The 26,696-nt window shown below is 66.1% G+C and carries 23 protein-coding genes, 2 tRNA genes and 1 pseudogene; 19 read left to right on the top strand and 7 right to left on the bottom strand.

Translation table 11 applies throughout. The features are described 5' to 3' along the window. Positions 1-40: 40 nt before the first annotated feature. Positions 41-811 (bottom strand): 3-hydroxybutyrate dehydrogenase, encoded by a 771-nt coding sequence (locus ABID97_RS17250; RefSeq protein ID WP_354399642.1) that lies wholly within the window; start codon positions 809-811, stop codon positions 41-43. A 68-nt stretch (positions 812-879) separates the two neighbouring features. On the opposite strand from ABID97_RS17250, the gene ABID97_RS17245 reads away from it, so the two are divergent. The 6 genes and pseudogenes from ABID97_RS17245 (at position 880) to rimO (ending at position 6,847) form a co-directional block, all read left to right on the top strand. Beyond that, positions 880-1,839 carry an alpha/beta fold hydrolase gene (locus tag ABID97_RS17245; RefSeq protein ID WP_354399641.1) on the top strand — a complete coding sequence of 320 codons (960 nt, stop codon included), beginning with the start codon at positions 880-882 and terminating at the stop codon, positions 1,837-1,839. A 106-nt stretch (positions 1,840-1,945) separates the two neighbouring features. Continuing rightward, a pseudogene (locus ABID97_RS17240) lies at positions 1,946-4,091 on the top strand (RelA/SpoT family protein). A 49-nt stretch (positions 4,092-4,140) separates the two neighbouring features. After that, positions 4,141-4,217, top strand: a tRNA-Val gene (locus tag ABID97_RS17235). 156 nt (positions 4,218-4,373) lie between these two features. Beyond that, a complete protein-coding gene (locus ABID97_RS17230) occupies positions 4,374-4,757 on the top strand; it encodes a hypothetical protein (protein WP_354399640.1) in 384 nt (127 codons plus the stop codon). Positions 4,758-4,840: 83 nt separating this feature from the next. After that, the gene (gene phaR, locus ABID97_RS17225) at positions 4,841-5,401 is read left to right on the top strand and encodes a polyhydroxyalkanoate synthesis repressor PhaR (protein ID WP_354399639.1); all 561 of its coding nucleotides are present in this window, start codon (positions 4,841-4,843) and stop codon (positions 5,399-5,401) included. A gap of 39 nt (positions 5,402-5,440) precedes the next feature. Then, complete coding sequence (gene rimO, locus ABID97_RS17220) at positions 5,441-6,847, top strand: 30S ribosomal protein S12 methylthiotransferase RimO (RefSeq protein ID WP_354399638.1); 1,407 nt, start codon at positions 5,441-5,443, stop codon at positions 6,845-6,847. Between the two features lie 260 nt (positions 6,848-7,107). Here rimO and ABID97_RS17215 read toward each other — a convergent pair whose 3' ends face one another. From ABID97_RS17215 to ABID97_RS17205, 3 genes are all read right to left on the bottom strand, one after another. Next, positions 7,108-7,500: a YkvA family protein gene (locus ABID97_RS17215; RefSeq protein ID WP_354399637.1), complete on the bottom strand. Its 393-nt coding sequence runs from the start codon at positions 7,498-7,500 to the stop codon at positions 7,108-7,110. A 326-nt stretch (positions 7,501-7,826) separates the two neighbouring features. After that, on the bottom strand, positions 7,827-8,180 hold the full coding sequence (locus tag ABID97_RS17210; RefSeq protein WP_354399636.1) for a hypothetical protein: 354 nt from the start codon (positions 8,178-8,180) through the stop codon (positions 7,827-7,829). An 86-nt stretch (positions 8,181-8,266) separates the two neighbouring features. Next, positions 8,267-8,351, bottom strand: a tRNA-Leu gene (locus ABID97_RS17205). A gap of 80 nt (positions 8,352-8,431) precedes the next feature. On the opposite strand from ABID97_RS17205, the gene rnr reads away from it, so the two are divergent. Beyond that, complete coding sequence (gene rnr / locus ABID97_RS17200; protein WP_354401797.1) at positions 8,432-10,699, top strand: ribonuclease R; 2,268 nt, start codon at positions 8,432-8,434, stop codon at positions 10,697-10,699. A gap of 61 nt (positions 10,700-10,760) precedes the next feature. After that, on the top strand, positions 10,761-11,525 hold the full coding sequence (locus tag ABID97_RS17195; RefSeq protein ID WP_354399635.1) for an SDR family oxidoreductase: 765 nt from the start codon (positions 10,761-10,763) through the stop codon (positions 11,523-11,525). Positions 11,526-11,536: 11 nt separating this feature from the next. On the opposite strand, the gene ABID97_RS17190 is transcribed toward ABID97_RS17195, so the two are convergent. Continuing rightward, positions 11,537-12,991 (bottom strand): NAD(P)H-hydrate dehydratase, encoded by a 1,455-nt coding sequence (locus ABID97_RS17190; protein ID WP_354399634.1) that lies wholly within the window; start codon positions 12,989-12,991, stop codon positions 11,537-11,539. 30 nt (positions 12,992-13,021) lie between these two features. Between ABID97_RS17190 and ABID97_RS17185 the strand changes: the two genes are divergently transcribed. Beyond that, positions 13,022-13,450 (top strand): hypothetical protein, encoded by a 429-nt coding sequence (locus ABID97_RS17185; protein WP_354399633.1) that lies wholly within the window; start codon positions 13,022-13,024, stop codon positions 13,448-13,450. On the opposite strand, the gene ABID97_RS17180 is transcribed toward ABID97_RS17185, so the two are convergent. After that, complete coding sequence (locus ABID97_RS17180) at positions 13,440-14,693, bottom strand: D-amino acid dehydrogenase (protein WP_354399632.1); 1,254 nt, start codon at positions 14,691-14,693, stop codon at positions 13,440-13,442. The genes ABID97_RS17185 and ABID97_RS17180 overlap by 11 nt on opposite strands. 52 nt (positions 14,694-14,745) lie before the next feature. After that, positions 14,746-16,071 carry an amidase gene (locus ABID97_RS17175; RefSeq protein WP_354399631.1) on the bottom strand — a complete coding sequence of 442 codons (1,326 nt, stop codon included), beginning with the start codon at positions 16,069-16,071 and terminating at the stop codon, positions 14,746-14,748. A gap of 221 nt (positions 16,072-16,292) precedes the next feature. Between ABID97_RS17175 and rpsB the strand changes: the two genes are divergently transcribed. From rpsB to ABID97_RS17125, 10 genes are all read left to right on the top strand, one after another. Further along, positions 16,293-17,048, top strand: a complete 756-nt coding sequence (rpsB, locus tag ABID97_RS17170) for a 30S ribosomal protein S2 (protein WP_354399630.1) — start codon at positions 16,293-16,295, stop codon at positions 17,046-17,048. A gap of 80 nt (positions 17,049-17,128) precedes the next feature. After that, complete coding sequence (tsf, locus tag ABID97_RS17165) at positions 17,129-18,058, top strand: translation elongation factor Ts (protein ID WP_354399629.1); 930 nt, start codon at positions 17,129-17,131, stop codon at positions 18,056-18,058. 101 nt (positions 18,059-18,159) lie between these two features. After that, positions 18,160-18,882, top strand: a complete 723-nt coding sequence (pyrH, locus tag ABID97_RS17160; RefSeq protein ID WP_018905021.1) for a UMP kinase — start codon at positions 18,160-18,162, stop codon at positions 18,880-18,882. A 13-nt stretch (positions 18,883-18,895) separates the two neighbouring features. Then, positions 18,896-19,465 (top strand): ribosome recycling factor, encoded by a 570-nt coding sequence (gene frr / locus ABID97_RS17155; protein ID WP_354399628.1) that lies wholly within the window; start codon positions 18,896-18,898, stop codon positions 19,463-19,465. 8 nt (positions 19,466-19,473) lie between these two features. After that, a complete protein-coding gene (gene uppS / locus ABID97_RS17150) occupies positions 19,474-20,217 on the top strand; it encodes a polyprenyl diphosphate synthase (protein WP_354399627.1) in 744 nt (247 codons plus the stop codon). 28 nt (positions 20,218-20,245) lie between these two features. Next, positions 20,246-21,091, top strand: coding sequence for a phosphatidate cytidylyltransferase (locus tag ABID97_RS17145; RefSeq protein ID WP_354399626.1), 846 nt, complete (start codon positions 20,246-20,248; stop codon positions 21,089-21,091). Then, entirely contained in the window at positions 21,088-22,275 is a 1,188-nt protein-coding gene (gene ispC, locus ABID97_RS17140; protein ID WP_354399625.1) for a 1-deoxy-D-xylulose-5-phosphate reductoisomerase, read from the top strand. The genes ABID97_RS17145 and ispC overlap by 4 nt, the downstream gene beginning before the upstream one ends. 24 nt (positions 22,276-22,299) lie before the next feature. Continuing rightward, complete coding sequence (gene rseP, locus ABID97_RS17135) at positions 22,300-23,670, top strand: RIP metalloprotease RseP (protein ID WP_354399624.1); 1,371 nt, start codon at positions 22,300-22,302, stop codon at positions 23,668-23,670. Positions 23,671-23,708: 38 nt separating this feature from the next. Beyond that, positions 23,709-26,144: an outer membrane protein assembly factor BamA gene (bamA, locus tag ABID97_RS17130; RefSeq protein WP_354399623.1), complete on the top strand. Its 2,436-nt coding sequence runs from the start codon at positions 23,709-23,711 to the stop codon at positions 26,142-26,144. Continuing rightward, positions 26,145-26,693: an OmpH/Skp family outer membrane protein gene (locus ABID97_RS17125; RefSeq protein ID WP_354399622.1), complete on the top strand. Its 549-nt coding sequence runs from the start codon at positions 26,145-26,147 to the stop codon at positions 26,691-26,693. Positions 26,694-26,696 lie beyond the last annotated feature (3 nt).

Raw genomic sequence — 26,696 nt, 5'->3', positions numbered from 1 at the left:
CGGGCGCGCTGGCGCCGCGCCTTCTCGCGGCCGACCGGGCCTATTGCGCGGTCCAGCCGCCGTCCATCTGCCAGGCGACGCCGCGAACCTGGTCGGCAGCCGGCGAGCACAGGAACACCGCCAGGGCGCCGAGCTGCTCGACGGTCGTGAACTGCAGCGAAGGCTGCTTCTCTCCCAGCAAGTCGTTCTGCGCTTGGGTGGCCGAGATGCCGTCCCGGGCCGCGCGGTCGTCGATCTGCTTTTGCACCAGCGGGGTCAACACCCAGCCGGGGCAGATCGCATTGCTGGTGATGCCGGTCGTCGCGGTTTCGAGCGCCACGGACTTGGTGAAGCCCACGATGCCGTGCTTGGCCGCCACATAGGCGGACTTCTGCGCGGAAGCGACCAGGCCGTGCGCCGACGCCACGTTGACGATGCGCCCCCAGTTGGCTTCGCGCATGGCGGGAATGGCGAGCCGAGTCGTGTGGAACGCGCTCGAGAGATTGATGGCAATGATGGCGTCCCAACGCTCCGGCGGAAAGTCCTCGACCTTGGCGACGTGCTGGATGCCGGCGTTGTTGACGAGGATGTCGACGCGGCCGAACCGTGACGCGGCGAACTTCATCATGTCCTCGATCTGGTCGGGCTTGCTCATGTCGGCGCCGTGGTATTCGGCGCGCACGCCGAGCGCCTCGATGCGGGCCTTGGGCGCTTCGGCATCGCCGAAGCCGTTGAGCACGATGTGTGCGCCTTGCTGGGCAAGGGCTTCGGCAATGGCAAGGCCAATGCCGCTGGTGGACCCCGTGACAAGCGCGGTTTTGCCTTTGAGCATGAAGTTCAATCTCCGGATGAATTAGGATGCGACGAGACCATTATCCGCACCAGGACGACTTCGTTTTCATGACAGAACCGACGCTTCATTACGTGGCGTGCGACGACCCCCAGGGCGGTCATCGCATGGCCTATTGGCAATGGGGCGGCGCGCACAGTGCGCATGTGGTGGTGTGCGTGCACGGCCTCACCCGCCAGGGGCGCGACTTCGACGTGCTGGCCCAGGCCATCGTGGCACGCGCGGGCGGCAACGTACGCGTGGTCTGCCCCGATGCCGTGGGGCGCGGCCAGAGCGACTGGTTGCGCGATCCGGCGCTTTACCAGGTGCCGGTGTATGCGGGCGACATGGTGGCGCTCCTGGCGCAGCTGCACCGCGAACAGCCGATCGGCACGCTCGACTACCTGGGCACCAGCATGGGCGGACTCATCGGCCTGGTGCTGGCGGGCCACAAGCAGCTGCCGCTGCCCCGGCCGATACGCCGGTTCATCCTGAACGATGTCGGTCCGACAATCGAGGCCGCGGCCATCCAGCGCATCGCGGCCTACGTGGGGCAGGGCGGCCGCCATGCGACGGTGCAGGCGGCGGCGGACGCCATGTGGGCGATCTCGACCAGCTTCGGCCCCCATACGCCCGAGCAATGGCTTTCGCTGTCGCAGCACATGGTGGTGCCTGCGGCCGGGCGCAGCGCCGATGGTGCGCGCAAGGTCGAGGCCGAAGACGCCGGCACCGGCGAAGCCGGTCCCTTCCTGCTTCACTACGATCCGGCCATCGCTGTTGCATTGCGCGCCATCACGCCCGAGGCCGCGGCGCAGGGCGGCGCGGTGATGTGGAGCCTGTACGACGCCATCGAGGCGAATACCCTGGTGACACGCGGCGCCCAGTCGGATCTCCTGTCGCGCGAAACGGCGCTGGCCATGACGCAGCGCGTGCCTCGCGCGGTGCTGGCCGAGTTCGAAGGCGTGGGCCACGCGCCCACCTTCGTCGATCCCGCGCAGGTGTCCGCCGTCACATCCTTCCTGTTCGATTGAGGGCAGCGTGAAGCGCGATTCTTCGAGCCTTCAGACGGCACACAGTCCCGATTCGGCCGTGGCGGACTATCCGCTGTCCGCGGCCACGGCCGATCGCACCCCGGTGATGGAGAACATGCTCGCGCGTGCGCGCGCCTTTGCCGAGCCGCTGATCGTCGACGAAAAACTCGACACCGGCGAAAACACGCTGGCGCACGCCGATGCCGTGGCGGCCATCGTCGCCAAGATGGGCGGCTCCGAAGCCATGCAGGCGGCGAGCTACCTGGTCTATGCGTGCCAGCACCTGAACCGTCCGCAGGAAGTCATCGCCAAGGTGTTCGGCGACAACTTCGCGGCGCTGGCGGTGGAAACCACCAAGCTGGTCCGCGTGCAGGAACAGGCCCGCTCGGCCTCGCAGGGCCATCACCTGTCGGAGGGCGCGGGCGCGCAGACCGAGAACGTGCGCAAGATGCTGCTCGCGTTTTCGCGCGACCTGCGCGTGGTGATGCTGCGGCTTGCGTCGCGGCTGCAGACGCTGCGTCATGCCGCGGCCAGCAAGCAGCCGGCGCCCGAGAGCGTGGCGCGCGAGTCGCTGCAGGTGTTTGCACCGCTGGCCAACCGCCTGGGCATCTGGCAGGTGAAGTGGGAGATCGAGGATCTCTCCTTCCGCTTCCTCGAGCCCGAGACCTACAAGCTGATTGCGCGCCTGCTGGACGAAAAGCGGGTGGAGCGCGAAGGCCACGTCGAGCAGTTGCGCTCCCAGCTCGAAAGCGAACTGCAGGCCGAAGGCGTGCGCGCGACGGTGCAGGGGCGGCCGAAGAACATCTACAGCATCGTGAAGAAGATGCGCGGCAAGTCGCTCGACTTCGCGCAGGTGTTCGACATCCTCGCGCTGCGCGTGGTGGTGCCCGACGTGAAGGACTGCTACGCCGCGCTGGCCTGGGTGCATTCGCATTTCCTGCCGATCGACGAAGAGTTCGACGACTACATCGCGCGGCCCAAGCCGAACGGCTACCAGTCGCTGCATACCGTGGTGCGCGAGGTGGTCGACGGCAAGCCTGGCAAGCCGATCGAGATCCAGATCCGCACGGAAGAAATGCATGACCATGCCGAGCATGGCGTGGCCGCGCACTGGGCCTACAAGGAAGCGGGACACAAGGGCTATGCGGGCGTGTGGGCGAGCGGCGAGTACGACGCGAAGATCGCGGTGCTGCGGCAGCTCCTGGCGTGGGAGCGCGACCTGTCGGGCGGCTCGCAGGGGCAGGGGCTGTTCGACGACCGCATCTATGTGCTGACGCCAGACGCTGCCATCGTCGAACTGCCGCAGGGCGCGACGCCGGTGGACTTTGCCTATACCGTGCACACCACGCTCGGCCATCGCTGCCGCGGCGCGCGCGTCGACGGGGCCATGGTGCCGCTCAACACGCCGCTGTCGAACGGACAGACGGTGGAAATCATCGCGGCCAAGGAAGGCGGCCCGTCGCGCGACTGGCTCAATGCCGAGCTGGGCTACCTTGCGAGCCACCGCGCGCGCGCCAAGGTGCGCGCATGGTTCAACGCCCAGGTCACGCACGAGACCGTGGCGCGCGGACGCGAAGCGGTCGAAAAGCTGCTGCAGCGCGAAGGCAAGACATCCACGCGGCTCGAGGACCTGGCTTCGCAGCTGGGCTTCAAGTCGGCGGACCATCTGTTCGAAGTGGTCGGCAAGGACGAGTTCTCGCTGCGCAACATCGAGGTGCTGCTGCGCCCCGCCGGAGCCCGCACCGAACCCGGACGACGGCGTTCAGATCAAGAAGCCGCGCGCGAGCGAGAAGTCCGGCAAGGGCGGCGTGCTCGTGGTGGGCGTGTCTTCGTTGATGACGCAGCTCGCCAAATGCTGCAAGCCGGCGCCGCCGGATCCCATCAGCGGCTTCGTGACGCGCGGCCACGGCGTCAGCGTGCACCGCACCGATTGCAGCAACTTCCGCACGATGGCTGCGCGCGACGGCGAGCGCGTGATCGATGTCGAATGGGGCGTGGCCAGGAAGGGCGGCGAAGTGCCGGTCTATGCGGTCGACGTCGCCGTGGAGGCGGCGGACCGCCAGGGCCTCTTGCGCGACATCTCGGATGTGTTCGCACGCGAGAAGATGAACGTGATCGGCGTGCAGACCCAATCGGTCAAGGGCACGGCGTGGATGACTTTCACCGTGGAAATCACCGACGCGGCGCGCTTGACGCAGGTGCTCGGCATCGTGACGGCGGTGGCCGGCGTGCGATCTGCACGCCGTCGCTGAAAAAGCGTGTTTTCTCCTGCTACAATAGCTGCTTCTCGGACACATCCTTAGGCGCGTAGCTCAGCTGGTTAGAGCACCACCTTGACATGGTGGGGGTCGTTGGTTCGAGTCCAATCGCGCCTACCAATTTCTGTTCCAACATCCGGCCAACCACCGGGTCTGTTGAACAGAGCTTTCACCGGGTTCCCCGGTGTCTTCATCGTCCAGTCGGTAACCCAGTCAAAGACCATGGGCACGTTGTTGTGCTACCTTGGCCGGACTGCAAACCTTCTCCCAATTTCCTTGACAAGCGATCCGATGAATACGCGATCAACACTGGTTGATCGGGCTCATGCCGATAAGCGCCTGGCTGCATTGCTCAGGCAAGCCCCCATTGAATTTGCACGCGCGGTCTATGGCATCAACGACCACGCAAGCGGCCGCACCGACACCATGGCAGCGCGCGAGATTGCGCGGGCCCTGCAGCAGGGCATCTCCGTCACCCAGGAGCGTGCCGAGCAACGCTCCCGCGCATACCTGCCCACTGCCGGCCATGAACACTGCCCGCGTTGCTGGGTCGTCTATGGCCACAAGAGTGCCCTGCGTTTCAGGCTGGCCAGCCAAGAGCGTCCCGAAAGCGCGGCCTGCGCGGCATGCGGTGCCGAGTACGCGACCACGCTCGACTGAAGGACGCTGTATCCGCCGCCCGACGGTCAGGGTAAACCTTGTCGCGGTGCAGCAAAACCGCTACCTAGAATTGATCGGATGACATGGGCGTCCATGTAAAGGAGTCCGCAGTGCAGAGCAAGAAGTCCGGGGTCAAGCCGGTGCAACGTGTCATCAAGAAGTACCCCAACCGAAGGCTCTACGACACCGAGACATCCACGTACATCACCTTGACCGAGGTGAAGCAACTGGTGATCCAGAACGCCCAGTTCGTGGTGCGCGATGCCAAGACCGGCGACGACCTCACGCGGAGCATCCTGCTGCAGATCATCCTCGAAGAGGAAGCCGGTGGCGCCCCCATGTTCACCGAGCAGGTGCTGGCCAACATCATCCGTTTCTACGGACAGGCGATGCAGGGCTACATGGGCCCCTATCTCGAGAAGAACATCCAGGCCATGACCGAAGTGCAGGCCCAGCTCACCGACAAGGCCGAAGGCCTCACGCCCGAGATGTGGTCGCGCTTCATGACCTTGCAGTCGCCCGTGCTCCAGGGGCTGATGGGCAACTACGTCGAGCAGTCGAAGAACGCGTTCCTGCAGATGCAGGAACAGATGCAGAAGAACACCGAGCAGGTATTGGGCGCATTCGGCATCAAACGTCCCTGAAATCCCGGCGCCGTCCGATAGCTGGGACAATAGGGGCCTATGAGCGAAGTTGCCTCCCCTGAACGTACGGCCACGCCGGCTGCCCCCAAAGTCGGATTCGTGAGCTTGGGCTGCCCCAAGGCCCTGACCGATTCCGAACTGATCCTGACCCGCCTGAGCGCCGAGGGCTACCAGACGTCCAAGACCTTCGAAGGCGCCGACCTGGTGATCGTGAACACCTGCGGCTTCATCGACGATGCCGTGAAGGAGAGCCTCGACACGATCGGCGAGGCGCTGGCCGAGAACGGCCGTGTCATCGTCACAGGCTGCCTGGGCGCCAAGACCGGGAACCAGGGCGGCAACCTGGTGCGGCAGATGCACCCCAGCGTGCTGGCCGTGACCGGCCCGCATGCCACGCAGGAGGTGATGGACGCGGTCCACGCCAACCTTCCCAAGCCGCATGACCCATTCATCGACCTGGTGCCCAATACCTTCGGCATCGCGGGCCTCAAGCTCACGCCGCGCCACTACGCATACCTGAAGATCAGCGAAGGCTGCAATCACCGGTGCACCTTCTGCATCATTCCGTCCATGCGCGGCGACCTGGTGTCGCGGCCTGTCGGTGACGTGCTCGGCGAGGCCAAGGCCCTGTTCGAAGGGGGCGTGAAAGAACTGCTGGTGATCAGCCAGGACACCTCGGCCTACGGCGTCGACGTCAAGTACCGCACGGGGTTCTGGGATGGCAAGCCCGTCAAGACGCGCATGCTCGAACTGGTGCGCACGCTGGGCGAAATTGCCGAGCCCTATGGCGCCTGGGTTCGGCTGCACTACGTGTACCCGTACCCGAGCGTGGACGAAATCATTCCGCTCATGGCAAGTGGCCAGGTCCTGCCTTACCTCGACGTGCCGCTGCAACACAGCCACCCCGACGTGCTCAAGCGCATGAAGCGGCCAGCCAGCGGCGAGAAGAACCTCGAGCGCCTTGCACGCTGGCGCGAGGTCTGCCCGGAGCTTGTGATCCGCAGCACTTTCATCGCGGGCTTTCCTGGCGAAACCGAACAGGAGTTCGAGCATCTGCTCGACTTCATCCGCGAAGCCGAGATCGACCGCGCCGGATGCTTTGCCTACAGCCCCGTCGAAGGTGCCACGGCCAACGACATCCCCGGCATGCTGCCGCCGGCCGAGCGCGAAGCGCGCCGCGCGCGCTTCATGGAAGTGGCCGAGGCGGTGTCGATCGCCAAGCTGCGTCGGCGCATCGGCGCCACCATGCAGGTGCTCGTGGATTCGGCGCCCGGCATGGGCCGAAAAGGTGGGGTCGGGCGCACCTACGCCGATGCACCCGAGATCGACGGCACCGTGCGGCTGCTGCCGCCCGAGAAGATCAGCAAGACGCTCAAGGTCGGGGAATTCACCAAGGCGCGCGTCGTGGGCGCCGAGGGGCACGACCTCATTGCGCTGCCGATCTGATCTCGATTGTTGTCTCAGGCGGGCGCGCCAAGCGCCTCGCCAGGGCTGGACTCGTTCAGTCTTCCGAGCGGGAAACGACCAGAAGACTCATGAACAATGCGCCGAGGAACATGCCGACTAACAAGGTAAAAGCGGTGATCACGATGGTTTCCGTTGGGTTCGAAGGCGGTATTCTCAAATCAAACGTAACCTTTTGTACGGGGCGAAGTTACGTTTTGAATCGTATTAATCGAAAAGTGTGACTTTTGCCGCATTACGACCTACCAGCGCCTGCTGAACCAAGCCCACAAACCCGTGGCAAAGCCGATCCAGATGGCAACCACCACGATCGCGCCCACAGTGCTCCGGGGTTTGGCGCCTTGTTCTTTCATCCACTGGTCGGCTTGCAAGCGGCATTCTTCGAGCACGTTGGCCGGAATCAGCCGTATGTTCAGCCAGATGAGCGCAGGCAACAGCAAGGCATCGTCGAGATAGCCAAGCACGGGAATGAAGTCCGGAATCAGATCGATCGGGCTCAGCGCGTAGGCCACGACAAACGCTGCAAGTGCCTTGGCGAACCATGGCGTGCCCGGATGGCGGCAGGCGAACCACAGCGTGACGGCGTCGCGCTTGATTCGCGACGCCCATTGCCTGATGGTTTTGAAGATGGACATGAAAAACAGGAATCCAGTGCGCCGCGTCGAGTATGGCGCCCGGCAGCTACGGCAGCTACGGCAGTGAGGATTCCACCTGCGCCGGTGGCTGGAGCGGCATGCGAAATTCAGGAGTGCGCTGCGCTTGGATAGCCTCGCCGACATGGATGCCGCTCCTGGCGAGCGCGCATTGGGCGCGAAGCTCTCGCGATTGCTGCCTCAGCAGGGCCGCCTCGGATCGAAGCAATTGGCTCCGGCGGGCGGCTTCATTTCCCCGATCCTTGATCTCCGCGACCCTGTCAGGAAGATGTTCCATGCGCGGGATACGTCGGCAGGGGCCATTTGGATCATTTCGTGCGATCGACAGGCCGCGTCGGAGCAATCATTGAATCGTGCGTCAGAATGTCGAAAAGCCGCTTGCTTGCGAGCGGACCCTTGCACCACTTCATGAGTCGAAGGCCGTTCCACTTGCCCGAATCCGTGTTCCCGGCCATTGCCTCCAGAGATGCCTCGAAGAGTTTGCCAGCCATGGCCCCGGGGCTTCCTGCCTTGTCGGGCCGGCCGGTTGCCGCTTTACCAGCGCGGTTGTCCGAGGCCGCCCACGGCTTGCACGTGCCGGACAAGCGCACAATCGAACCCATGGAGTCGCTGCGGGTGTTGAGCGAATCGGCCACTTGCGGCGAAACGCTCGATGCCTGCATGGGAAACAGTCCCGTGCACATGTTCCCAGGGAAAAGAAAAAACCCCTGTAAATCGATGATTCACAGGGGTTTCAGCTTGGTAGGGGTGGTGCCCAGAAGAGGACTCGAACCTCCACGATGTTACTCGCTAGTACCTGAAACTAGTGCGTCTACCAATTCCGCCATCTGGGCCCACATAGCTGCCGAAGCAGTTATGTTTTGAATTTCAGGAAAGAGAGAATCATATCAAAAATAATGGCCACTCCAGCGGTCTGCTGGATGAATTTGAAGGAACCGTTCAAGGACATCGCGATGGCCACGGTTTCGTGCAGCGCGACGACGGTGAAGCCGACATCTATCTGCCCCCGAACGAGATGCGCGCGGTGCTGCACAAGGACCGCGTCAAGGCGCGCGTCGTGCGGCAAGACCGGCGCGGACGTCCCGAGGGACGGGTGGTCGAGATCGTCGAACGCCCCGAGCAGCCGATCATCGGCCGCCTGTTGCATGAAGGCGGCATCTGGCTTGTCGCGCCGGAGGACAAGCGCTACGGCCAGGACGTCCTGATCCCCAAGGGCGCAACGGGTCCCGCCAAGGTGGGACAGGTCGTGGTCGTGCAACTCACCGAACCGCCGGCCCTGTTCGGCCAACCCGTGGGCCGCGTGAAAGAGGTGCTTGGCGAGATCGACGATCCCGGCATGGAGATCGAGATCGCGGTGCGCAAGTACGGCGTGCCGCACGAGTTTTCCGCCGAGTGCCTGGCCGAAGCCAAGGCCCTGCCCGAGAAGGTCCGCCCGGCCGACAAGAAGGGTCGCATCGACCTGACCGACGTGCCTTTGGTCACCATCGACGGCGAGGACGCACGCGACTTCGACGACGCCGTTTACTGCGAACCCGCGAAGGTTGGCCGCGGCAAGGGCTGGCGCCTGCTGGTTGCCATTGCCGACGTCAGCGCCTATGTGCAGACCGGCTCGGCCATCGACATCGACGCCTACGACCGCGCGACCAGTGTCTACTTTCCGCGGCGCGTTATCCCGATGCTGCCCGAAAAGCTTTCGAACGGCTTGTGCTCGTTGAACCCCGAGGTCGAGCGGCTGTGCATGGTGTGCGACATGCTCGTGGCCGCCGACGGCGAGATCTACGCCTACCAGTTCTATCCGGCGGTGATGTTCAGCCACGCCCGCTTCACCTACACCGAAGTGGCGGCCATCCTGGGCAACACCCGCGGACCCGAGGCGGCCAAGCGCAAGGACCGCGTGAAGGACCTGCTGAACCTTGCCGATGTCTACAAGGCGTTGCTCAAGCAGCGCAGCAAGCGTGGCGCGGTCGACTTCGAAACCACCGAGACGCAGATCATCTGCGACGACGCGGGCCGCATCGAGAAGATCGTTCCGCGCACGCGCAACGAGGCGCACCGCCTGATCGAGGAAGCCATGCTCGCCGCCAACGTGTGCAGCGCCGACTTCATCGCCGAAGGCAAGCACCCGGGCCTGTTCCGCGTGCACGAAGGCCCCACGCCCGAGAAGAAGGAAATCCTGCGCGGCTACCTCAAGGCCATGGGCGTGGGACTGAGCATCACCGACGACCCGCGGCCCGGCGAGTTCCAGGCGATTGCGGAGGCCACCAAGGAGCGGCCCGACGCACAGCAGATCCACACCATGCTGCTGCGCTCGATGCAGCAGGCGATCTACACGCCCATCAACAGCGGCCACTTCGGCCTCGCGTACGAGGCCTATACCCATTTCACGAGCCCGATCCGGCGCTACCCGGACCTGCTGGTGCACCGCGTGATCAAGGCGATCCTCGGCAAGACGCGCTATCAGCTGCCGATGCTGCCGACGCCCGGCGAGGCGCATGCCAAGTTGGCCAAGCGGCTGGCCTCGCGCGTCAAGGCGCCGACCACCAAGCCCCAGAAGGCCACTGTCGCTCCCACCAAGGAAGTGCTGGCCTGGGAAGCCGCGGGCCTGCATTGCAGCGCCAACGAGCGGCGCGCCGACGAAGCCAGCCGCGACGTCGAGGCGTGGCTCAAGTGCAAGTACATGCGCGAGCATCTGGGCGAGGAGTACGGCGGGGTGGTCACTTCGGCCACCACCTTCGGCATCTTCGTCACGCTCGATGCGATGTATGTCGAAGGCCTGGTGCACATCACCGAACTCGGCGGCGAATACTTCAAGTTCGACGAAATGCGCCAGGAACTGCGCGGCGAGCGCACCGGCATCCGGTATGCCATCGGCACTCGCGTGCGGGTGCAGGTGAGCCGCGTCGACCTGGACGGCCGCAAGATCGATTTCCGCCTGGTGCGCGAAGGCGAGGAGCTCACGTCGCGTGCCATGAAGGACAAGGGCGTGGGCTCGGCCGGCGTGCCCGTCAAGGCTTCGGCCAAGCGCAGCTCGCGCCACAAGGCCGAGGCCGTGCCCGAGCCGCGCATCGAGCGTGGCGCCACTGCCGTCGCGGTGGGGCCGCAGTCGGCCATGCAGGCGTTCAAGTCGGCCGTGAAGAAGGCCGCCAACAAGATGAAGGGGCGCAAGCCGCGCCGCGCATGAGCGGCGCGCGCATGGCACCCGCACCGATCCCTACAGACACACCGAGAAGGAGACACCGAACATGAGCGTGGAAAACAACAAGGGCCGCATCGCGATCGTCACGGGCGCAGGCACGGGCATCGGACGCGCCGCGGCGCTGGCCTTGCTGGCCGACGGCTGGAGCGTGGCCTTGGCCGGGCGCCGGCTGGAGCCGCTGGAGCAGGTGGCGGAAGAGTCGGGCGCGGGGGCGCGAGCCTTCGCGGTGCCCACCGACGTGGCCAGTGCCGAATCGGTGCAGGCGCTGTTCGCCGCGGCGGTCGAACGCTTCGGCCGCGTCGACCTGCTGTTCAACAACGCCGGCGTGGGCAACCCGCCCGGGCCGTTCGAAGACTGGACGGCGGACCAATGGCGGGGCGTGGTCGACATCAACCTGACTGGCATGTTCTTCTGCATCCAGCAGGCGTTCCGCACGATGAAGGCGCAAACGCCGCGCGGCGGCCGCATCATCAACAACGGCTCCATCTCGGCCACGGCCCCGCGGCCGAACTCCGCCGCCTACACCGCGACCAAGCACGGCGTGGAGGGCCTGACCAAGACGGCGTCGCTCGACGGGCGCAAGTACGACATCGCAGTGGGCCAGATCGACGTGGGCAACGCCATGACCGAGCTGGCTGCGCGCATGGCCAAGGGCGTGCCGCAAGCCAATGGCGAACTCGCCATCGAGCCGCTGATGGACGTCAAGATCGTGGGGCAGTCGGTGCTCTACATGGCGAACCTGCCGCTGGAAGCCAACGTGCTGTTCCATACCGTGATGGCGACGAAGATGCCCTTCGTCGGGCGCGGCTAGAAAGTTGGGCTTCAGGGCGCCTGGCGCGCCAAGGCGCCCGCCGTCAACGGCGCCGCGTTGGCCGGCCATGTGTCGGCGAGGCGGCCATGGCGCCAGACGGCTTCGCACGCCGCTTCGAACGCGGGTTTTTGCATCGCCAACGCTGCGCCGATCATTCCGGCCAGCACGTCGCCGGTGCCCGCGGTTGCGAGCCTGGCGTTGCCGGACAGGTTGAGCACCGGCGGCGCGCCGCGGTCGTGTGCAATCACCGTTCCGGAGCCCTTGAGCACCGCGACCGCGCCGTAGCGGGCGGCCAGTTCGCGGGCTGCCGCGAGCCTGTTCGCCTGGATGTCCGCGACCGTGCAATTCAGGAGGCGCGCCGCTTCGAGCGGATGCGGCGTGATCACGGTCGGCTTTGCGCGCCGGGCGCGCGAAGCCAATTGCGCCTGTAGGCCGGTGTCGGCGGCGATTGCGTTCAGCGCGTCGGCATCGAGCACCAATGCAGCCGCTGTCGCCAGCACCCGCGGCAATGCTTCGCGCACTTCCGCGCCGCCGCCGCAGCCGCAGACCGCCGTCATGCCCGAGAGATCGAGCGCATCGGCGTGGCGCAGCATCAGTTCCGGTTGCGCGGGGTCCACCGCGGCGGCGCCCGGGTCCAGCAGCCCGACGAACACGCGTCCGGCGCCCGCATGCAGCGCGGCCGAGCCTGCCAGCAGCGCCGCGCCGGCCATGCCGGGCGCGCCGCCGATCACCGCGACGTCGCCATAGCTGCCCTTGTGCGATGCATGGCTGCGCGGGGTACTCGCGGCCGCGCCGAGCAGGCGTGCAACGGGCGGCTCGGCCGTGCCGCCGCAGCCCAGGTCGTCGAACCACACGGTGCCCGCGGCGTCGCGGCCGTGCGCGGTGAAGAGGCCCGGCTTCAGGGTCAGGAAGGTCACGCAAAAGCGGGCTGTGTCCGCATGGGCTCCGATGTCGCCCGACAGCACGCCGGTGTCCGCGTTCAGCCCGGACGGCACATCGACGCCGAGCACGGACTGGCCGCTCGCATCCATTGCGTGCAGCCATTCGGCCATGGCGCCCTCGGGCGGCCGCGTGGATCCGATGCCGAGCAGCGCATCGATGGCCAGCTGGTAGTCGGCAGGGGGATTGCCCGCAAAGATCACGCTGGCTTCGCGCGCGCGCTGCAGCGACGCCTTGGCATCGGGCGGCAGGCGATCTTCATCGCCCGCGAACGTGACGACCGGACGGAAGCCCCGGCGCTGCAACTGCGCCGCCGCCTCGAACCCGTCGCCGCCGTTGTTGCCCGGCCCGCAGGCGATCCAGACCGTGCGCGCGTGCGGCGCGATCGCCATCGCGAGCCGCGCCACGGCAAGCCCGGCGCGCTGCATCAGCGTGTGGGCGGGCAGGGCGGCGGCGGCCTGCTCGATGCGGCGCGTCGCTGCAATGTCGAACAGGTGGGCGACGGTGGCGGACGTGATGCGGTGCATCGAGGCATTTTGCCGCCCTATGATCGATGAATGAAGCTCAAGAGTCTTGGCTGGCTGCTGGTCCTGCTGCTTGCGTGGTTCGCTTTTTTCGTGCTGGCGACCGTGGCATGGATCGGCGGCATGGCGTGGTCCCTGGGCTTGCTGGGCGGGGTGTGGGGCGCCTTCCTGCTCGCCGAGGTCAGGCAGTGGGTGCCGTTGCGCGATGTGGCCTGGGTTGCGGGCATCGCCTACGGGGTCGGCGTGATCCGTTGGTTCGACCTGCCGGTCGAGGCGCTTTCCAGCGCACAGCGCTGGCTGATGATGGGCGCCGGCCTGCTGTGCCTCGTTTTCTTCGCGCTCGTCGCGCCCGCGCTGCTGGCGTGGATCGCGCAGATGCTCAGGCCGCCGCTGGCACCCGAACTCCCGGTCGAGGCGCCGCCCAGCGCCGAGATGCTTGGGCGGTGGGACCCTAGAGGCTGAGGCGCTCGACGCCCAACCCCTCGAGATCGACGCCCGGATCGCGCCCGCCGATCAGGTCGCCCAGCACCCGTGCGCTGCCGCACGACAGCGCCCAGCCGCTGGAGCCATGCCCGAGATTGAGCCACACGCCGGGGATGCCGCTCGCGCCCAGCACGGGTGGGCCGTCGGGGAGCATCGGCCGCGCGCCTTTCCATTGCTGCACGCCCGATTGCAGCGTTGCCGCGCCCGGGAACCAGTCGTGCAGCACCTTGTAGAGCGTCTGGATCGCGGCCGGATTCATCGTGTCGATCGACCCGCCGATTTCGGCGCTGCCGGCCACGCGCACGCGCTGGCCCAGCCGCGAGATCGCCACCTTGTAGCGTTCGTCCATCACGGCGCTGCGGGGCGCATTGAGCGATTCGCGGATCGGCGCGCTGACGGAATGGCCGTAGACCGGCGCGAGCGGAATCCGAAGGCCGAGCGGGCGCAGCACCTGGGCCGAGGCGAGCCCGGCGCACACCACCACCGCGTCGAAGCGCAAGGGCGGCGAGCCGCTTGCGAGCGCAATGGAGGTGGGCTGCGCACGGCTCAGCGGCGCGATGTCGCAATTGAAATGGAACTGGGCGCCGAGTGCCTCGCACTCCCACTTGAGCAATTGCGCGAACTGGCGGCAGTTGGCCACCTCGTCCTCGGGCAGGTGAATGGCGCCTGCGAGTGCCGTGTCGGCGTTGAGCGCGGGCTCGATGCGCCGTGCTTCGTCGGCGTCGACTTCCTTGAAGACGCTGCCGGCGGCGCGCAGCACCTCGAGCCCGGGCTGGACCAGCTTCTTCTCGCGCTTGGAGCGCAGCAGCACGAGGTAGCCGTCGCTGCGTTCATAGCTCAGTTCGCGGGCCTCGGTCACCTCGTGCAGCCGGGTGCGGCTGTAGAACGCCAGGCGCTGCATGCGGGCGCGGTTGGCGAGATAGGTCTCGAGCTTGCAGGCCTTCTGCCAGCGCGACATCCAGCCCAGGTCGCGTGTGTTCAGCGGCCAGCGCAGCTTGATGGCGCCGTGCGGGGACAGCAGCGAGCGCAGCACCTTGGCACGCATGCCGGGAGCCGCCCAAGGGGTCACATAACCCGGCGCGACCACGCCTGCGTTCGCAAAGCTGGCCTCCTCGGCCGCAGCGCCGCGGCGCTCGAACACGGAGACTTCATGGCCATCCGAAACCAGTTCCCAGGCGGTGGTGACGCCGATGATGCCGGCGCCCACGATCGCGATTTTCATTGAATTTTTTTGAGTAAGAAGAGATGGCTCGCGCCCCTCGATGGGCGGGGAGCTATTGTCTTCGCAGTGCGTGTTCCGCTTGCAGGGCAATGGCCAGAACGGCGTCGTCGTGCAAGGCTGCATGCCACAGCATCAGGCCGGCAGGCAGTTCGCCGGCGGCATGGCAGGGCAGGGAGATGGCGCAACCGTCGAGCATGTTGACGATCGAGGGATTGCGCAGCAGCAGGGCGTTGACCCGGAAGAACTCTTCGTCGCGCTCGGCACCCGGGGCCACGCTGGCGATGGGCGGCGCAGTGATCGGCACCGTGGGCGACAGGACGGCGTCGAAAGACGCCAGCGCCGCTTCGACGCTGGCAATCCATGCGTGGCGGGCATTCACGAGGTCGATGTATTCATGCGCCTTCATGCCGGCGCCCCGGACGATGCGCTGGGCCACGCGCGGATCGTATCCCGCGCCGCTGCGCTCCAGCAGCAGGCGGTGCCAGGCATAGGACTCGGCCGCCGAAAACCCGCCCGTGGCGTTGATGGCCTGCAACTGCGCCAGCTCGGGCAGCACGATTTCATCGACCTGGGCACCCGCGCTGCGCAGCGCCTGCAGCGCGTTCTCGAAGGCGCGCGCCACGCCGGGCTCGATGTCGTCGAAGAACACGTTCTTCACCACGGCGAGCCGGTAGGCCCCGAGGGAGGCGGCACCCGGAGTCACACGGCGTGCCGCAAGGATCTCGTGGGCGGTGATGGCGTCCCGGACCGAACGCGTCATGGCGCAGACCGTGTCGAGCGTGGTCGACAGCGGCAGCGCTCCCTCGGCCGGCACGAGGCGGGCGGTACTCTTGAACCCCACGATCCCGTTCAGCGCCGCCGGGATGCGGATCGAGCCGCCGGTGTCGGAGCCGAGCCCGATGAACGCGGCGCCGCTGGCCACCGAGATGGCGGCGCCGGACGACGAGCCTCCCGGTATGCGCGGCGTGGCGGCATCGCTCACGTTGGCTGGCGTGCCATGGTGCGGATTGACGCCCACGCCCGAGAACGCGAACTCCGTCATGTTGGTGCGGCCGGTCAGCACGCCGCCGGCTGCGCGCAGCCGCGCCACGGCAACGGCATCGGCCTTGGCGGCCGGCGCGTGCGAAAGCACCACGGAGCCGGCGGGGGTCGGCTGGCCCTGGATGTCGAACAGGTCCTTGGCGGTGAAGGCAAGTCCCGAGAGCCGGCTTTGCGGTGCGGCGCGGGCGACCTGCTGGCGGGCTTCGTCGAACAGCGTGCGGGTGAAAACGTGGCTGCAGGCCGGAGATTGGGCGATGCCGATGGCATGCTCCAATTCGGTGCGCGCATCGGTGCCACCTGCCAGCAGGTTCAGGCGGGTGGCGTGAAGGTCGTTCATGGGTGGTTTGCCTGGGCGCGAAGGCGCGGTTGCGGGGTGGGCAGGGTGAAGGACAGAGGAGGGCGTGCTATACTCTTTGGGTTTAGCTGACTCTCGCGGCGGCTCTCGCCGCACACCAGCCAGACACATCCGCAAACCGGCCCAATCAAGGTGTTGCCACTCCATTCGAAGGAGGTGCAAAACGGGCTGGATTTTAGACCCAACCTTTGGAGTAATTTTCAATGTCGACCACCATGCGCGAAATGCTGGAAGCCGGTGTCCACTTCGGCCACCAAACCCGCTTCTGGAACCCCAAGATGGCCCCGTTCATCTTCGGCCACCGCAACAAGATCCACATCATCAACCTGGAAAAGTCGCTCCCGATGTTCCAGGACGCGATGAAGTACGCCAAGCAGCTCACCGCGAACCGCGGCACCATCCTCATGGTCGGCACCAAGCGCCAGGCCCGTGAAATCGTGGCTGCCGAAGCCCGCCGCGCCGGCGTGCCTTTCGTCGACACCCGCTGGCTCGGCGGCATGCTGACCAACTTCAAGACGGTCAAGACCTCGATCAAGCGCCTGAAGGACATGAAGGCCCAGCAGGAAGCCGGCCTCGACAGTCTGAGCAAGAAAGAGCAACTCACCTTCTCGCGTGAAATCGAGAAGCTCGAGAAGGACATCGGCGGCATCCAGGACATGACCGCGCTGCCCGACGCCATCTTCGTGATCGACGTGGGCTTCCACAAGATCGCCGTGGCCGAAGCCAAGAAGCTCGGCATCCCGCTCATCGGCGTGGTGGACTCCAACCACTCGCCCGAAGGCATCGACTACGTCATTCCGGGCAACGACGACTCGTCGAAGGCCGTCACGCTGTATGCCCGCGGCATCGCCGACGCGATCATCGAAGGCCGCAACAACGCCGCCGGTGACGTGGTCAAGGCCGTCGCCGAAGGCAGCGGCGACGAATTCGTGGAAGTCGAAGAGGGCGCCTCGGCCTGATCGAGTGCTCTTACGCGCCTGAAGAAGGGGCTTGGTGCCCCTTTTTTTTAATCTGATTTTTTGGACACGGAGATAGAACAATGGCTGCAATCACCGCAAGCATGGTCGGCGAACTGCGCGCAAAGACCGACGCGCCGATGATGGAATGCAAGAAGGCCCTGACGGAGGCCGACGGCAACATGGAAAAGGCCGAAGAGCTGCTGCGCATCAAGCTCGGCAACAAGGCTGGCAAGGCATCGGGCCGCATCACCGCCGAAGGCGTGGTCACGGCATTTGTCGATGGCTCGGCCGGCGGCATGATCGAGATCAACTGCGAGACCGACTTCGTCACCAAGAACGACAGCTTCCTGGCCATGGCCAATGCTGCCGCGATGCTGGTCGCCAAGCACAACCCCGCGGACATCGCTGCGCTGGGCGCGCTGCCCTACGAGCAGGACGGTTTCGGCCCCACGCTCGAAGACGTGCGCAAGGGCCTGATCGGCAAGATCGGCGAGAACATGAGCTTCCGCCGCTTCAAGCACTTCGGCGGCAACGGCAAGCTGGCTTCGTACCTGCACGGCACGCGCATCGGCGTGATGGTCGAGTTCGAGGGCGACGACACGTCGGCCAAGGACGTCGCGATGCATGTCGCGGCCATGAAGCCGGTGGCCATTTCGGCAGCCGACGTGCCTGCCGACCTGATCGCCAAGGAGCGCGCAGTGGCGGCGGGCAAGGCCGAGGAAGACCGCAAGACGGCCGAGGCCGAAGGCAAGAAGCCACAGCCCGACGACATCGTTGCCAAGCGCATCGAAGGCGGCGTGCAGAAGTACCTCAAGGAAGTCTCGCTGCACAACCAGGTCTTCGTGAAGAGCGCCGACGGCAAGCAGACCGTCGAGCAGATGCTCAAGGCCGCCAACACCAGCATCAAGGGCTTCACCCTGTATGTGGTCGGCGAAGGCATCGAGAAGAAGGTCGACGACTTCGCTGCCGAAGTTGCTGCCCAGGTTGCTGCCGCCAAGGCCGCTGCGTAATACTGTTACGCCCCAAAGCGACGGCGCACCAGTGTGTGCCGCCGCTTTTTCACCGCCCCGTTCTACACTCGCCCCCGCCAACCCAAGTTAGGAAATTGCCCATGTCTGATCCCCGTCCAGCCCACAAGCGAATCTTGTTGAAGCTGTCGGGTGAGGCGCTGATGGGAGACGATGCCTTTGGTATTAATCGCGCCACCATCGTCCGGATGGTCGAAGAAGTGGCCGAGGTGGTGAACATGGGCGTCGAGGTTGCGGTCGTGATCGGCGGCGGCAACATCTTCCGCGGCGTCGCGGGAGGTTCGGTCGGCATGGACCGTGCCACGGCCGACTACATGGGCATGCTGGCCACCGTCATGAATTCGCTGGCCTTGGCCGACGCCATGAACAAGCAGGGGCTGGTGGCGCGCGTCATGTCAGCCATCGCCATCGAGCAGGTGGTCGAGCCCTACGTGCGTCCCAAGGCGCTGCAGTATCTCGAAGAGGGCAAGGTCGTGGTGTTTGCCGCAGGCACCGGCAATCCGTTCTTCACCACCGACACGGCGGCCGCGCTGCGCGGCGCCGAGATCGGTGCCGAACTGGTGCTCAAGGCCACCAAGGTGGACGGCGTCTATTCCGCCGATCCCAAGACCCACCCCGACGCCACGCGCTACTCGAGCCTTACTTTCGACGAGGCGATCGCGCAGAATCTCGGCATCATGGACGCCACGGCCTTCGCGCTGTGCCGCGACCAGAAGCTGCCGATCAAGGTGTTCTCGATCTTCAAGAACGGCGCGCTCAAGCGTGTCGTCATGGGCGAGGACGAAGGCACGCTGGTGCATGCCTGAGGAGTAAATTGAGATGACCACCCCCACCATTGCAGAAATTCGCAGCACGACCGATGCGAAGATGAACCAGTCGCTGGCTGCGTTCCAGAACAACCTCACCAAGATCCGTACCGGCCGCGCCAACTCCGCGCTGCTCGACTCGATCCACGTCGAGTACTACGGCTCGCAAGTCCCGCTGAGCCAGGTGGCCAACGTGTCGGTGCTCGACTCGCGCACGATCAGCGTCCAGCCCTGGGAAAAGGGCATGGGCGCCAAGATCGAGAAGGCCATCCGCGAAAGCGACCTGGGCCTGAACCCGGCCTCCATGGGCGACCTGATCCGCGTGCCGCTCCCCGCGATGAGCGAAGAGCGCCGCAAGGAAATGACCAAGCTGGTGCGCAACGAAGGCGAAACCGCCAAGATCGCCACGCGCAACCTGCGCCGCGACGCGAACGAAGCGGTCAAGAAGCTGGTCAAGGAAAAGCTCGCCTCCGAGGACGACCAGAAACGCGCCGAAGCCGAGATCCAGAAGGTCACCGACCGCCACATCGCGGAAATCGACCGGCTGGTCGCGGCCAAGGAAGCGGAGATCATGGCCGTTTGAGGCTGCGCATGGCTGCCTCCTTGCCGCAGGTCCCCCGCCACATTGCCATCGTCATGGATGGCAACGGACGCTGGGCGACGCGGCGCTTCCTGCCTCGCGTGGCAGGGCACAAGCAGGGTGTCGAGTCGCTGCGGCGCTGCGTCAAGGCCTGCGTCGACCGCGGCGTGGGCATTCTCACGGTGTTTGCGTTCTCGTCGGAGAACTGGAACCGCCCCGCCGAAGAAGTCTCCGGCCTGATGGAAATCATGGTCGGTGCGCTCGCGCGCGAAGTGCCGAGACTCAGCCGCGACGGCGTGCGGCTGCACTTCGTCGGCGAACGCGCCGGGCTCTCCAGGAAAATGGTGCAGGGCCTGGTCGATGCCGAGGAAGCCACGGCCGGCAACACCCAACTCATCCTCAACGTCTGCTTCAACTACGGCGGCCGGTGGGACATCGCACGCGCTGCCGCCAAACTGATGGAGCAGGGCGAGGCGCTCACCGAAGCCAATCTCGACCGCGCAATGGCCCTGGCGCACGTGCCCGACCCGGACCTGCTCATCCGTACCGGCGGCGAACAGCGGCTGTCGAATTTCCTGCTCTGGCAGAGCGCGTACGCCGAGCTGTTCTTCAGCGACAAACTCTGGCCCGAGTTCGACGAGGCCGAGCTGGACGCGGGAATTGCCGCGTTCCAGGCGCGAGAACGCCGGTTCGGCAAGACATCCGCGCAGGTCGCGGCCGGCACAGATTCCAATCCAGATCGCCAGATGGCCTGAGGGCCCCACGGCCCGACACCTCAGCCGCATGCTCAAACAACGCATCCTCACGGCCATCGTCCTGCTGGCGATCCTGCTGCCGGCGCTCTTCTACCCGTCCCACGTGCCCTTTGCCTGCGTCATGCTGGTGCTGATCGGCGCCGCGGCATGGGAGTGGGGCCGCCTGAACGGTTACGGCCAGCGGCTGTCGGTCTTCCTCGGCATCGAGACGGTCGTGCTGTGCGGGCTTTCGTGGTGGCTCGGCCTGCTCGCGCAGCCCTTGATGCCCATGTGGCTGCTCGCCAGCGCCGGTTGGGTGCTTGGCGGAGCGGCCTTGCTGCGCGTGGCGGTGCCGGGCTGGCCCCGCATTCCCCGCGGCCTGCGCCTGGTCGGCGGACTGCTCGCGCTGTGGGTGGCGTGGCTCGCGGCCGTGCAGGCGCGCATGGTCGGCATCAACTTCTTGCTCTCGATCTTCGTGCTGGTCTGGGTGGCCGACGTGTTCGCCTATTTTGCGGGCCGCGCTTTCGGGCTCAAGTTCACGCGCGGCAAGCTCGCGCCCACCATCAGTCCCGGCAAGAGCTGGGAAGGCGTGTGGGGCGGCATGGTCGGCGTGGTGGTGCTGGGCTTTGCCTGGGTCTGGGCCGACAAGGCCATGGGCGCAACGGTGGCGAGCCTCTACACCCGGCTGCATGAACGCGGCTGGTGGCTGCTGCTCCTGGGCGTGGTGTTCCTGGCTGCCATGAGCGTGGTCGGCGACCTGGTCGAATCGCTGATCAAGCGCAGTGCCGGCGCCAAGGACAGCAGCAGCCTGCTGCCCGGCCACGGCGGCGTGCTCGACCGCGTGGATGCCCTCTTGCCGGTGCTCCCCATTGCAATGATGCTGGCGTCCTTGTGAACACACCCAAACAACGCATCACGGTGCTGGGTTCGACCGGTTCGGTCGGAGTCAGCACGCTCGATGTCATCTCGCGGCACCCGGAGCGCTTCGAGGTCTTCGCGCTGTCCGCCGCCACCAAGGTCGATGAACTGCTGGCGCAGTGCGCGCGGTTCTTGCCCCGGTTCGCCGTGATGGCCAGTGCGCCGCACGCGGCGCTGCTGGCAGACAAGCTGAAGCAGAACAATCTACCGACCCAGGTCCTCGGTGGCGATGACGCCATTGAAAAGATAGCTTCCCATGAAGAAGTCGATGCGGTCATGGCCGCCATCGTGGGGGCTGCCGGCCTGGGCCCTTGTCTGGCTGCGGCCCGCGCCGGCAAGCGTCTGCTGCTGGCCAACAAGGAAGCGCTGGTGGTCGGCGGCGAACTGTTCATGCGCACCGTGCGCGAGGGCGGCGCCACGCTGCTGCCGATCGACAGCGAACACTCGGCCATCTTCCAGTCGCTGCCCGAGGATCCCTCGACCTGGGCGCGCCGCATCGACAAGATCATCCTGACCGCCTCGGGCGGCCCGTTCCGCACGCGCGCCCCTGGCAGCCTGGGTTCGGTCACGCCCGAGCAGGCCTGCGCCCACCCCAACTGGGTCATGGGCCGCAAGATCTCGGTCGATTCCGCCACCATGATGAACAAGGCGCTCGAGGTGATCGAGGCGCGGCATCTGTTCGGCGTCCTGCCCGAGCAGATCGAGGTCGTCATCCATCCCCAGAGCGTGGTGCATTCGATGGTGCAGTTCACCGATGCCTCCGTGATCGCGCAGCTCGGAACGCCCGACATGCGCGTGCCCATCGCCGTCGGCCTGGCCTGGCCCGAGCGCATCGAAAGCGGCGCCGGGCGCCTCGATTTCCGCCAGATGGCGGCGCTGAGCTTCGATGCCCCCGACGCGGCGCTGTTCCCGGGCCTCGGCCTGGCCTGGCATGCGCTGCGCGCGGCGCCCGGGACCACGGCGGTGCTCAATGCCGCCAATGAAGTCGCGGTCGAGGCCTTTCTCGACCGGCGCCTGCGCTTCGATCGCATTCACGCCGTCAACATGGAAACTTTGGAGGCGGTTACCCCCTCCAAGCCCGCATCGCTGGCCGACCTGCTGGCGCTCGACGCCAGTGCCCGGGCCGCAGCCAACGCCGCGGCCCTGCGCTTCGCGGCCTGACACCCCCTTCGACAGAGGATCCGGATGCTCACCGTCATCGCTTTCGTGGTTGCACTCGGCGTCCTCATTGCCGTGCACGAGTACGGCCACTACCGCGTCGCGGTGGCCTGCGGGGTCAAGGTCCTGCGGTTTTCGGTCGGCTTCGGCAAGACGCTGTACCGCTGGCAGCCCAAGCGCCAGCATCCGGGGCAGCAAACCGAGTTCGTCATCGGTGCGTTCCCGCTGGGTGGCTACGTCAAGATGCTCGACGAGCGCGAGGGACCGGTCGCGCCCGAAGAGCTGCACCGCGCCTTCAACCGGCAGCCGCTGCGATCGCGCGCCGCCATCGTTGCCGCCGGTCCCATCGCCAACCTGCTGCTTGCAGTGGTGCTCTATACGGCCGTCAACTGGATCGGCGTGGACGAGCCCGTGGCCAGGCTGGGCCGCCCGGTCGCGGCCTCCCTGGCCGAAGCCGCGGGCCTGCGCGGCGGCGAGCATGTCACGCGCGCCGGCTTCGAAGGCGACCTGGAGCCTGTGCAGTCGTTCGAGGACCTGCGCTGGCGCATGACGCGCGGTGCGCTGGACGCCCGGGACCTGACGCTCGAGATCGCGGGCGAGGGCGGCCAGCCGGCGCGGCAGGTCGTGCTGCCCCTGAGCCGCATCGCGGCCAAGGATGCCGACCCGCAGATGTTCCGCAAGATCGGCGTGATCGCGCCGCTGACCCAGCCCGAGATCGGCCAGGTGATGGCCGGCAGCGCCGCCGAGCGTGCGGGCCTTCGCAGCGGCGACCTGGTGCGCGCCGTCGGGAACACGGCCATCGTCGACGGCCAGCAGTTGCGCGAGGTGATCCGCACGTCCATCGATGGCGACCAGCCCCGCGCGCAGACCTGGCAGGTCCGGCGCGGCGGCCAGCCGGTCGCGCTCGAAGTCAAGCCTGAACTGCGCGAGGAGGCGGGCGTGAAGGTCGGCCGCATCGGTGCGTACGTCGGGGCGCCGCCCGAAATGGTCACGGTGCGGCAGGGCCCCGTCGACGGCGTGTGGCGCGGCATCGTGCGCACCTGGGAAGTCTCGGCCCTCACCGTCCGGATGATGGGAAAAATGGTGATCGGCGAGGCGTCGCTCAAGAATCTGAGCGGGCCGCTGACGATCGCCGACTATGCGGGCAAGTCCGCGAGCCTCGGCCTGACCCAGTACCTGGTATTTCTCGCGCTGATCAGCGTGAGCCTGGGCGTGTTGAATCTCATGCCGCTGCCGGTCCTCGATGGGGGGCACCTGATGTATTATCTTTGGGAGGGCCTGACCGGCAAGAGCGTCTCTGACGCCTGGATGGAACGGCTGCAGCGCGGCGGTGTCGCCTTGCTGCTGGTCATGATGTCGGTCGCACTTTTCAACGACGTCACGCGGCTCTTTGGTTAACTTTCTGCCGGCCCTTTCCGCGCCGGCCCAATTCACAGATGAACACAAACTTCAGTCGCTTTCGCCTGCGTAGCGTTGCCGCGGTAGTGGCCAGCGCGCTGGCGGCCACGGCAGCTTGGGCCGTCGAGCCTTTCACGGTGCGCGACATCCGCGTCGAGGGCTTGCAACGGGTCGAGCCCGGCACGATCTTCGCATCGCTGCCGCTGCGTGTCGGCGACACCTACAGCGACGAACGCGGTTCCGCCGCGATCCGCGCGCTGTTCGACCTGGGTTTGTTCAAGGACGTGCGCATCGACGTCAACGGCAACGTGCTGGTGGTGATCGTCGAAGAGCGGCCCACCATTGCCGACGTCGATTTCGTTGGCACCAAGGAATTCGAGAAGGCGGCGCTCCAGAAGGCGCTGCGCGAAGTGGGCCTGGCCGACGGCCGCCCCTACGACAAGGCACTGGCCGACCGCGCAGAGCAGGAGCTCAAGCGCCAGTACGTCAGCAAGAACCTCTACAACGCTCAAATCGTGACCACGGTCACGCCCATCGAGCGCAACCGCGTCAACCTCACGTTCACCGTGACCGAAGGCGACTCCGCGCGCATCCGCGAAGTGCATGTGGTCGGCAACAAGGCTTTCAGCGAATCCACCCTGCTGAGCCTGTTCGACCAGGACAGCGGCGGCTTCATGAGCTGGTACACCAAGTCCAACCAGTATTCGCGTTCCAAGCTCAACGCCGACCTGGAAACGCTGCGCTCGTACTACATCACGCGCGGCTACCTCGAGTTCCGCATCGATTCGACCCAGGTCGCCATCTCGCCGGACCGCCAGGACCTGTCGGTAACGGTCAACATCACCGAAGGCGAAAAGTTCGTGGTGGCCGGCGTCAAGCTCGACGGCAACTATCTCGGCCGCGACGAGGAGTTCAAGTCCCTCGTGAGCATCAAGCCCGGCGAACCGTACAACGGCGAGCAGGTCACCGAGACCACCAAGGCCTTCACCGATTATTTCGGCACCTTCGGCTACGCCTTCGCACGCGTGCAGGCGCGTCCCGAGATCGACCGCGTCAACAACCGCGTGACGCTGACGCTGCAGGCCGAGCCTTCGCGCCGCGTCTACGTGCGCCGCGTGGCCGTGGGCGGCAACGCCAAGACGCGCGACGAAGTGATCCGGCGCGAGTTCCGCCAGTTCGAGGCCTCGTGGTACGACGGCGACAAGATCAAGCTCTCGCGCGACCGCGTGGACCGCCTCGGCTTCTTCACCGAAGTGAACGTCGAGACGCAAGAAATTCCCGGCTCGCCCGACCAGGTCGACCTGGTCGTCAACGTGGCGGAAAAGCCCACCGGCAGCCTGCAGCTCGGCGCCGGTTATTCCAGCGCCGAAAAGGTGGCGGTGACCTTCGGCATCTCGCAAGAGAACGTCTTCGGTTCGGGCAACTTCCTCGGCGTGCAAGTCAACACCAGCAAGTACAACCGCACCCTGTCGGTGACCACCACGGATCCGTACTTCACGCAGGACGGCATCTCGCGCACGATCAGCGTCTATCACACCACCACCCGCCCGTATTCGTCCAACGTCGACGGCGACTACAAGCTGGTCAACCAGGGTGCCTCGATCCGCTTCGGCGTGCCGTTCAGCGAAGTCGACACTGTCTTCTTCGGTGCCGGCCTGGAGCGCTATGCGTTCGAGCCGAACACGTCGACCTCGTTCTCCGGGCTCTACACCCCGGCGTCGTACCTTCGCTACTTCCAGTGCTCCAAGGACGTGACCGGCCTGTTCGTGACCGAATGCGACCAGAAGAGCGTGTGGGGCGTGCCGCTGACCATCGGCTGGGGTCGCGACAGCCGCGACAGTGCGCTGGTTCCGACCACCGGCCGGCTGCAGCGCGCCAACCTCGAGTTGGGCGTCGGCGGCGACATGCAGTACATCAAGACGAACTACCAGTACCAGCAGTTCTTCGCGATCAACAAGCAGTACACCTTCGCAATCAATGCCGACGTCGGCTACGCCAAGCCGCTGGGCGGCAAGGTCTACCCGATCTTCAAGAACTTCTACGCTGGCGGCCTGGGTTCGATCCGCGGCTTCGAGCAGAACTCGCTGGGTCCGCGCGACGTGCCGCTGTTCGGCCAGACCGAAGGCGCCGCGCTGGGCGGCACCAAGAAGGCGGTCTTCAATGCCGAGCTGAGCACGCCGTTCCCCGGCGCCGGTAACGACCGCACCCTGCGCCTCTACGGCTTCTTCGACGTCGGCAACGTGTTCGGCTCGCGCGCCGAAGGCCTCTCCGACGAGCAGTACAAGGCCCAGAAGAAGTTGCGCGCCTCGGTCGGTGTCGGGGTCAGCTGGATCTCGCCGCTGGGTCCGCTGCGCCTTGCCTACGCCTTCCCCATCAAGTCCCAAAAGGAAGTGCTGGATCCGAACACGGGCTTCGTCGTGATCCCGAAGGATAGAATCCAGCGCTTGCAATTCCAGATTGGAACGTCTTTCTAAATGAAGCATTTGATCCGCGCCGCCGCTGGCGCGTTGTTGATTCCTGTTTTTGCACTGGCAGCCGCGCCTGCGGCCCAGGCGCAGGAAACCTTTCGCATCGGATTCGTGAATCCGGATCGCGTGCTGCGTGAAGCCCAGCCGGCCAAGGCCGCGCAAGCCAAGCTCGAGGCCGAGTTTCTCAAGCGCGAGAAAGACCTCACGACGCAGGGCGAATCGCTGAAGACGGCCTCCGAGCGCTTCGAGCGCGAAGCGCCCACCTTGTCCGAGAGCCAGCGCACGTCGCGCCAGCGCGCGCTGGTGGACCAGGACCGCGACTTCCAGCGCCGCCGCCGCGAGTTCCAGGAGGACCTCAATGCGCGCAAGAACGAAGAGCTCCAGCAGGTCTACGAACGGGCCAACCGCGTGGTGAAGCAGGTGGCCGAGGCTGAAAAGTACGACGCGATCCTGCAGGAAGCGATCTACATCAACCCGAAGCACGACATCACGGACAAGGTGATCAAGGCGCTCAACGCCTCGACCACTTCTTCCGCGCCAGCGGGCGGCAAGTAACGC

It is taken from the genome of Variovorax sp. OAS795 (assembly GCF_040546685.1).
Lineage (GTDB): Bacteria > Pseudomonadota > Gammaproteobacteria > Burkholderiales > Burkholderiaceae_C > Variovorax.
The sequence above is the reverse complement of the archived record's forward strand: the minus strand, read 5'-3'. Positions and strand labels throughout refer to the sequence as shown.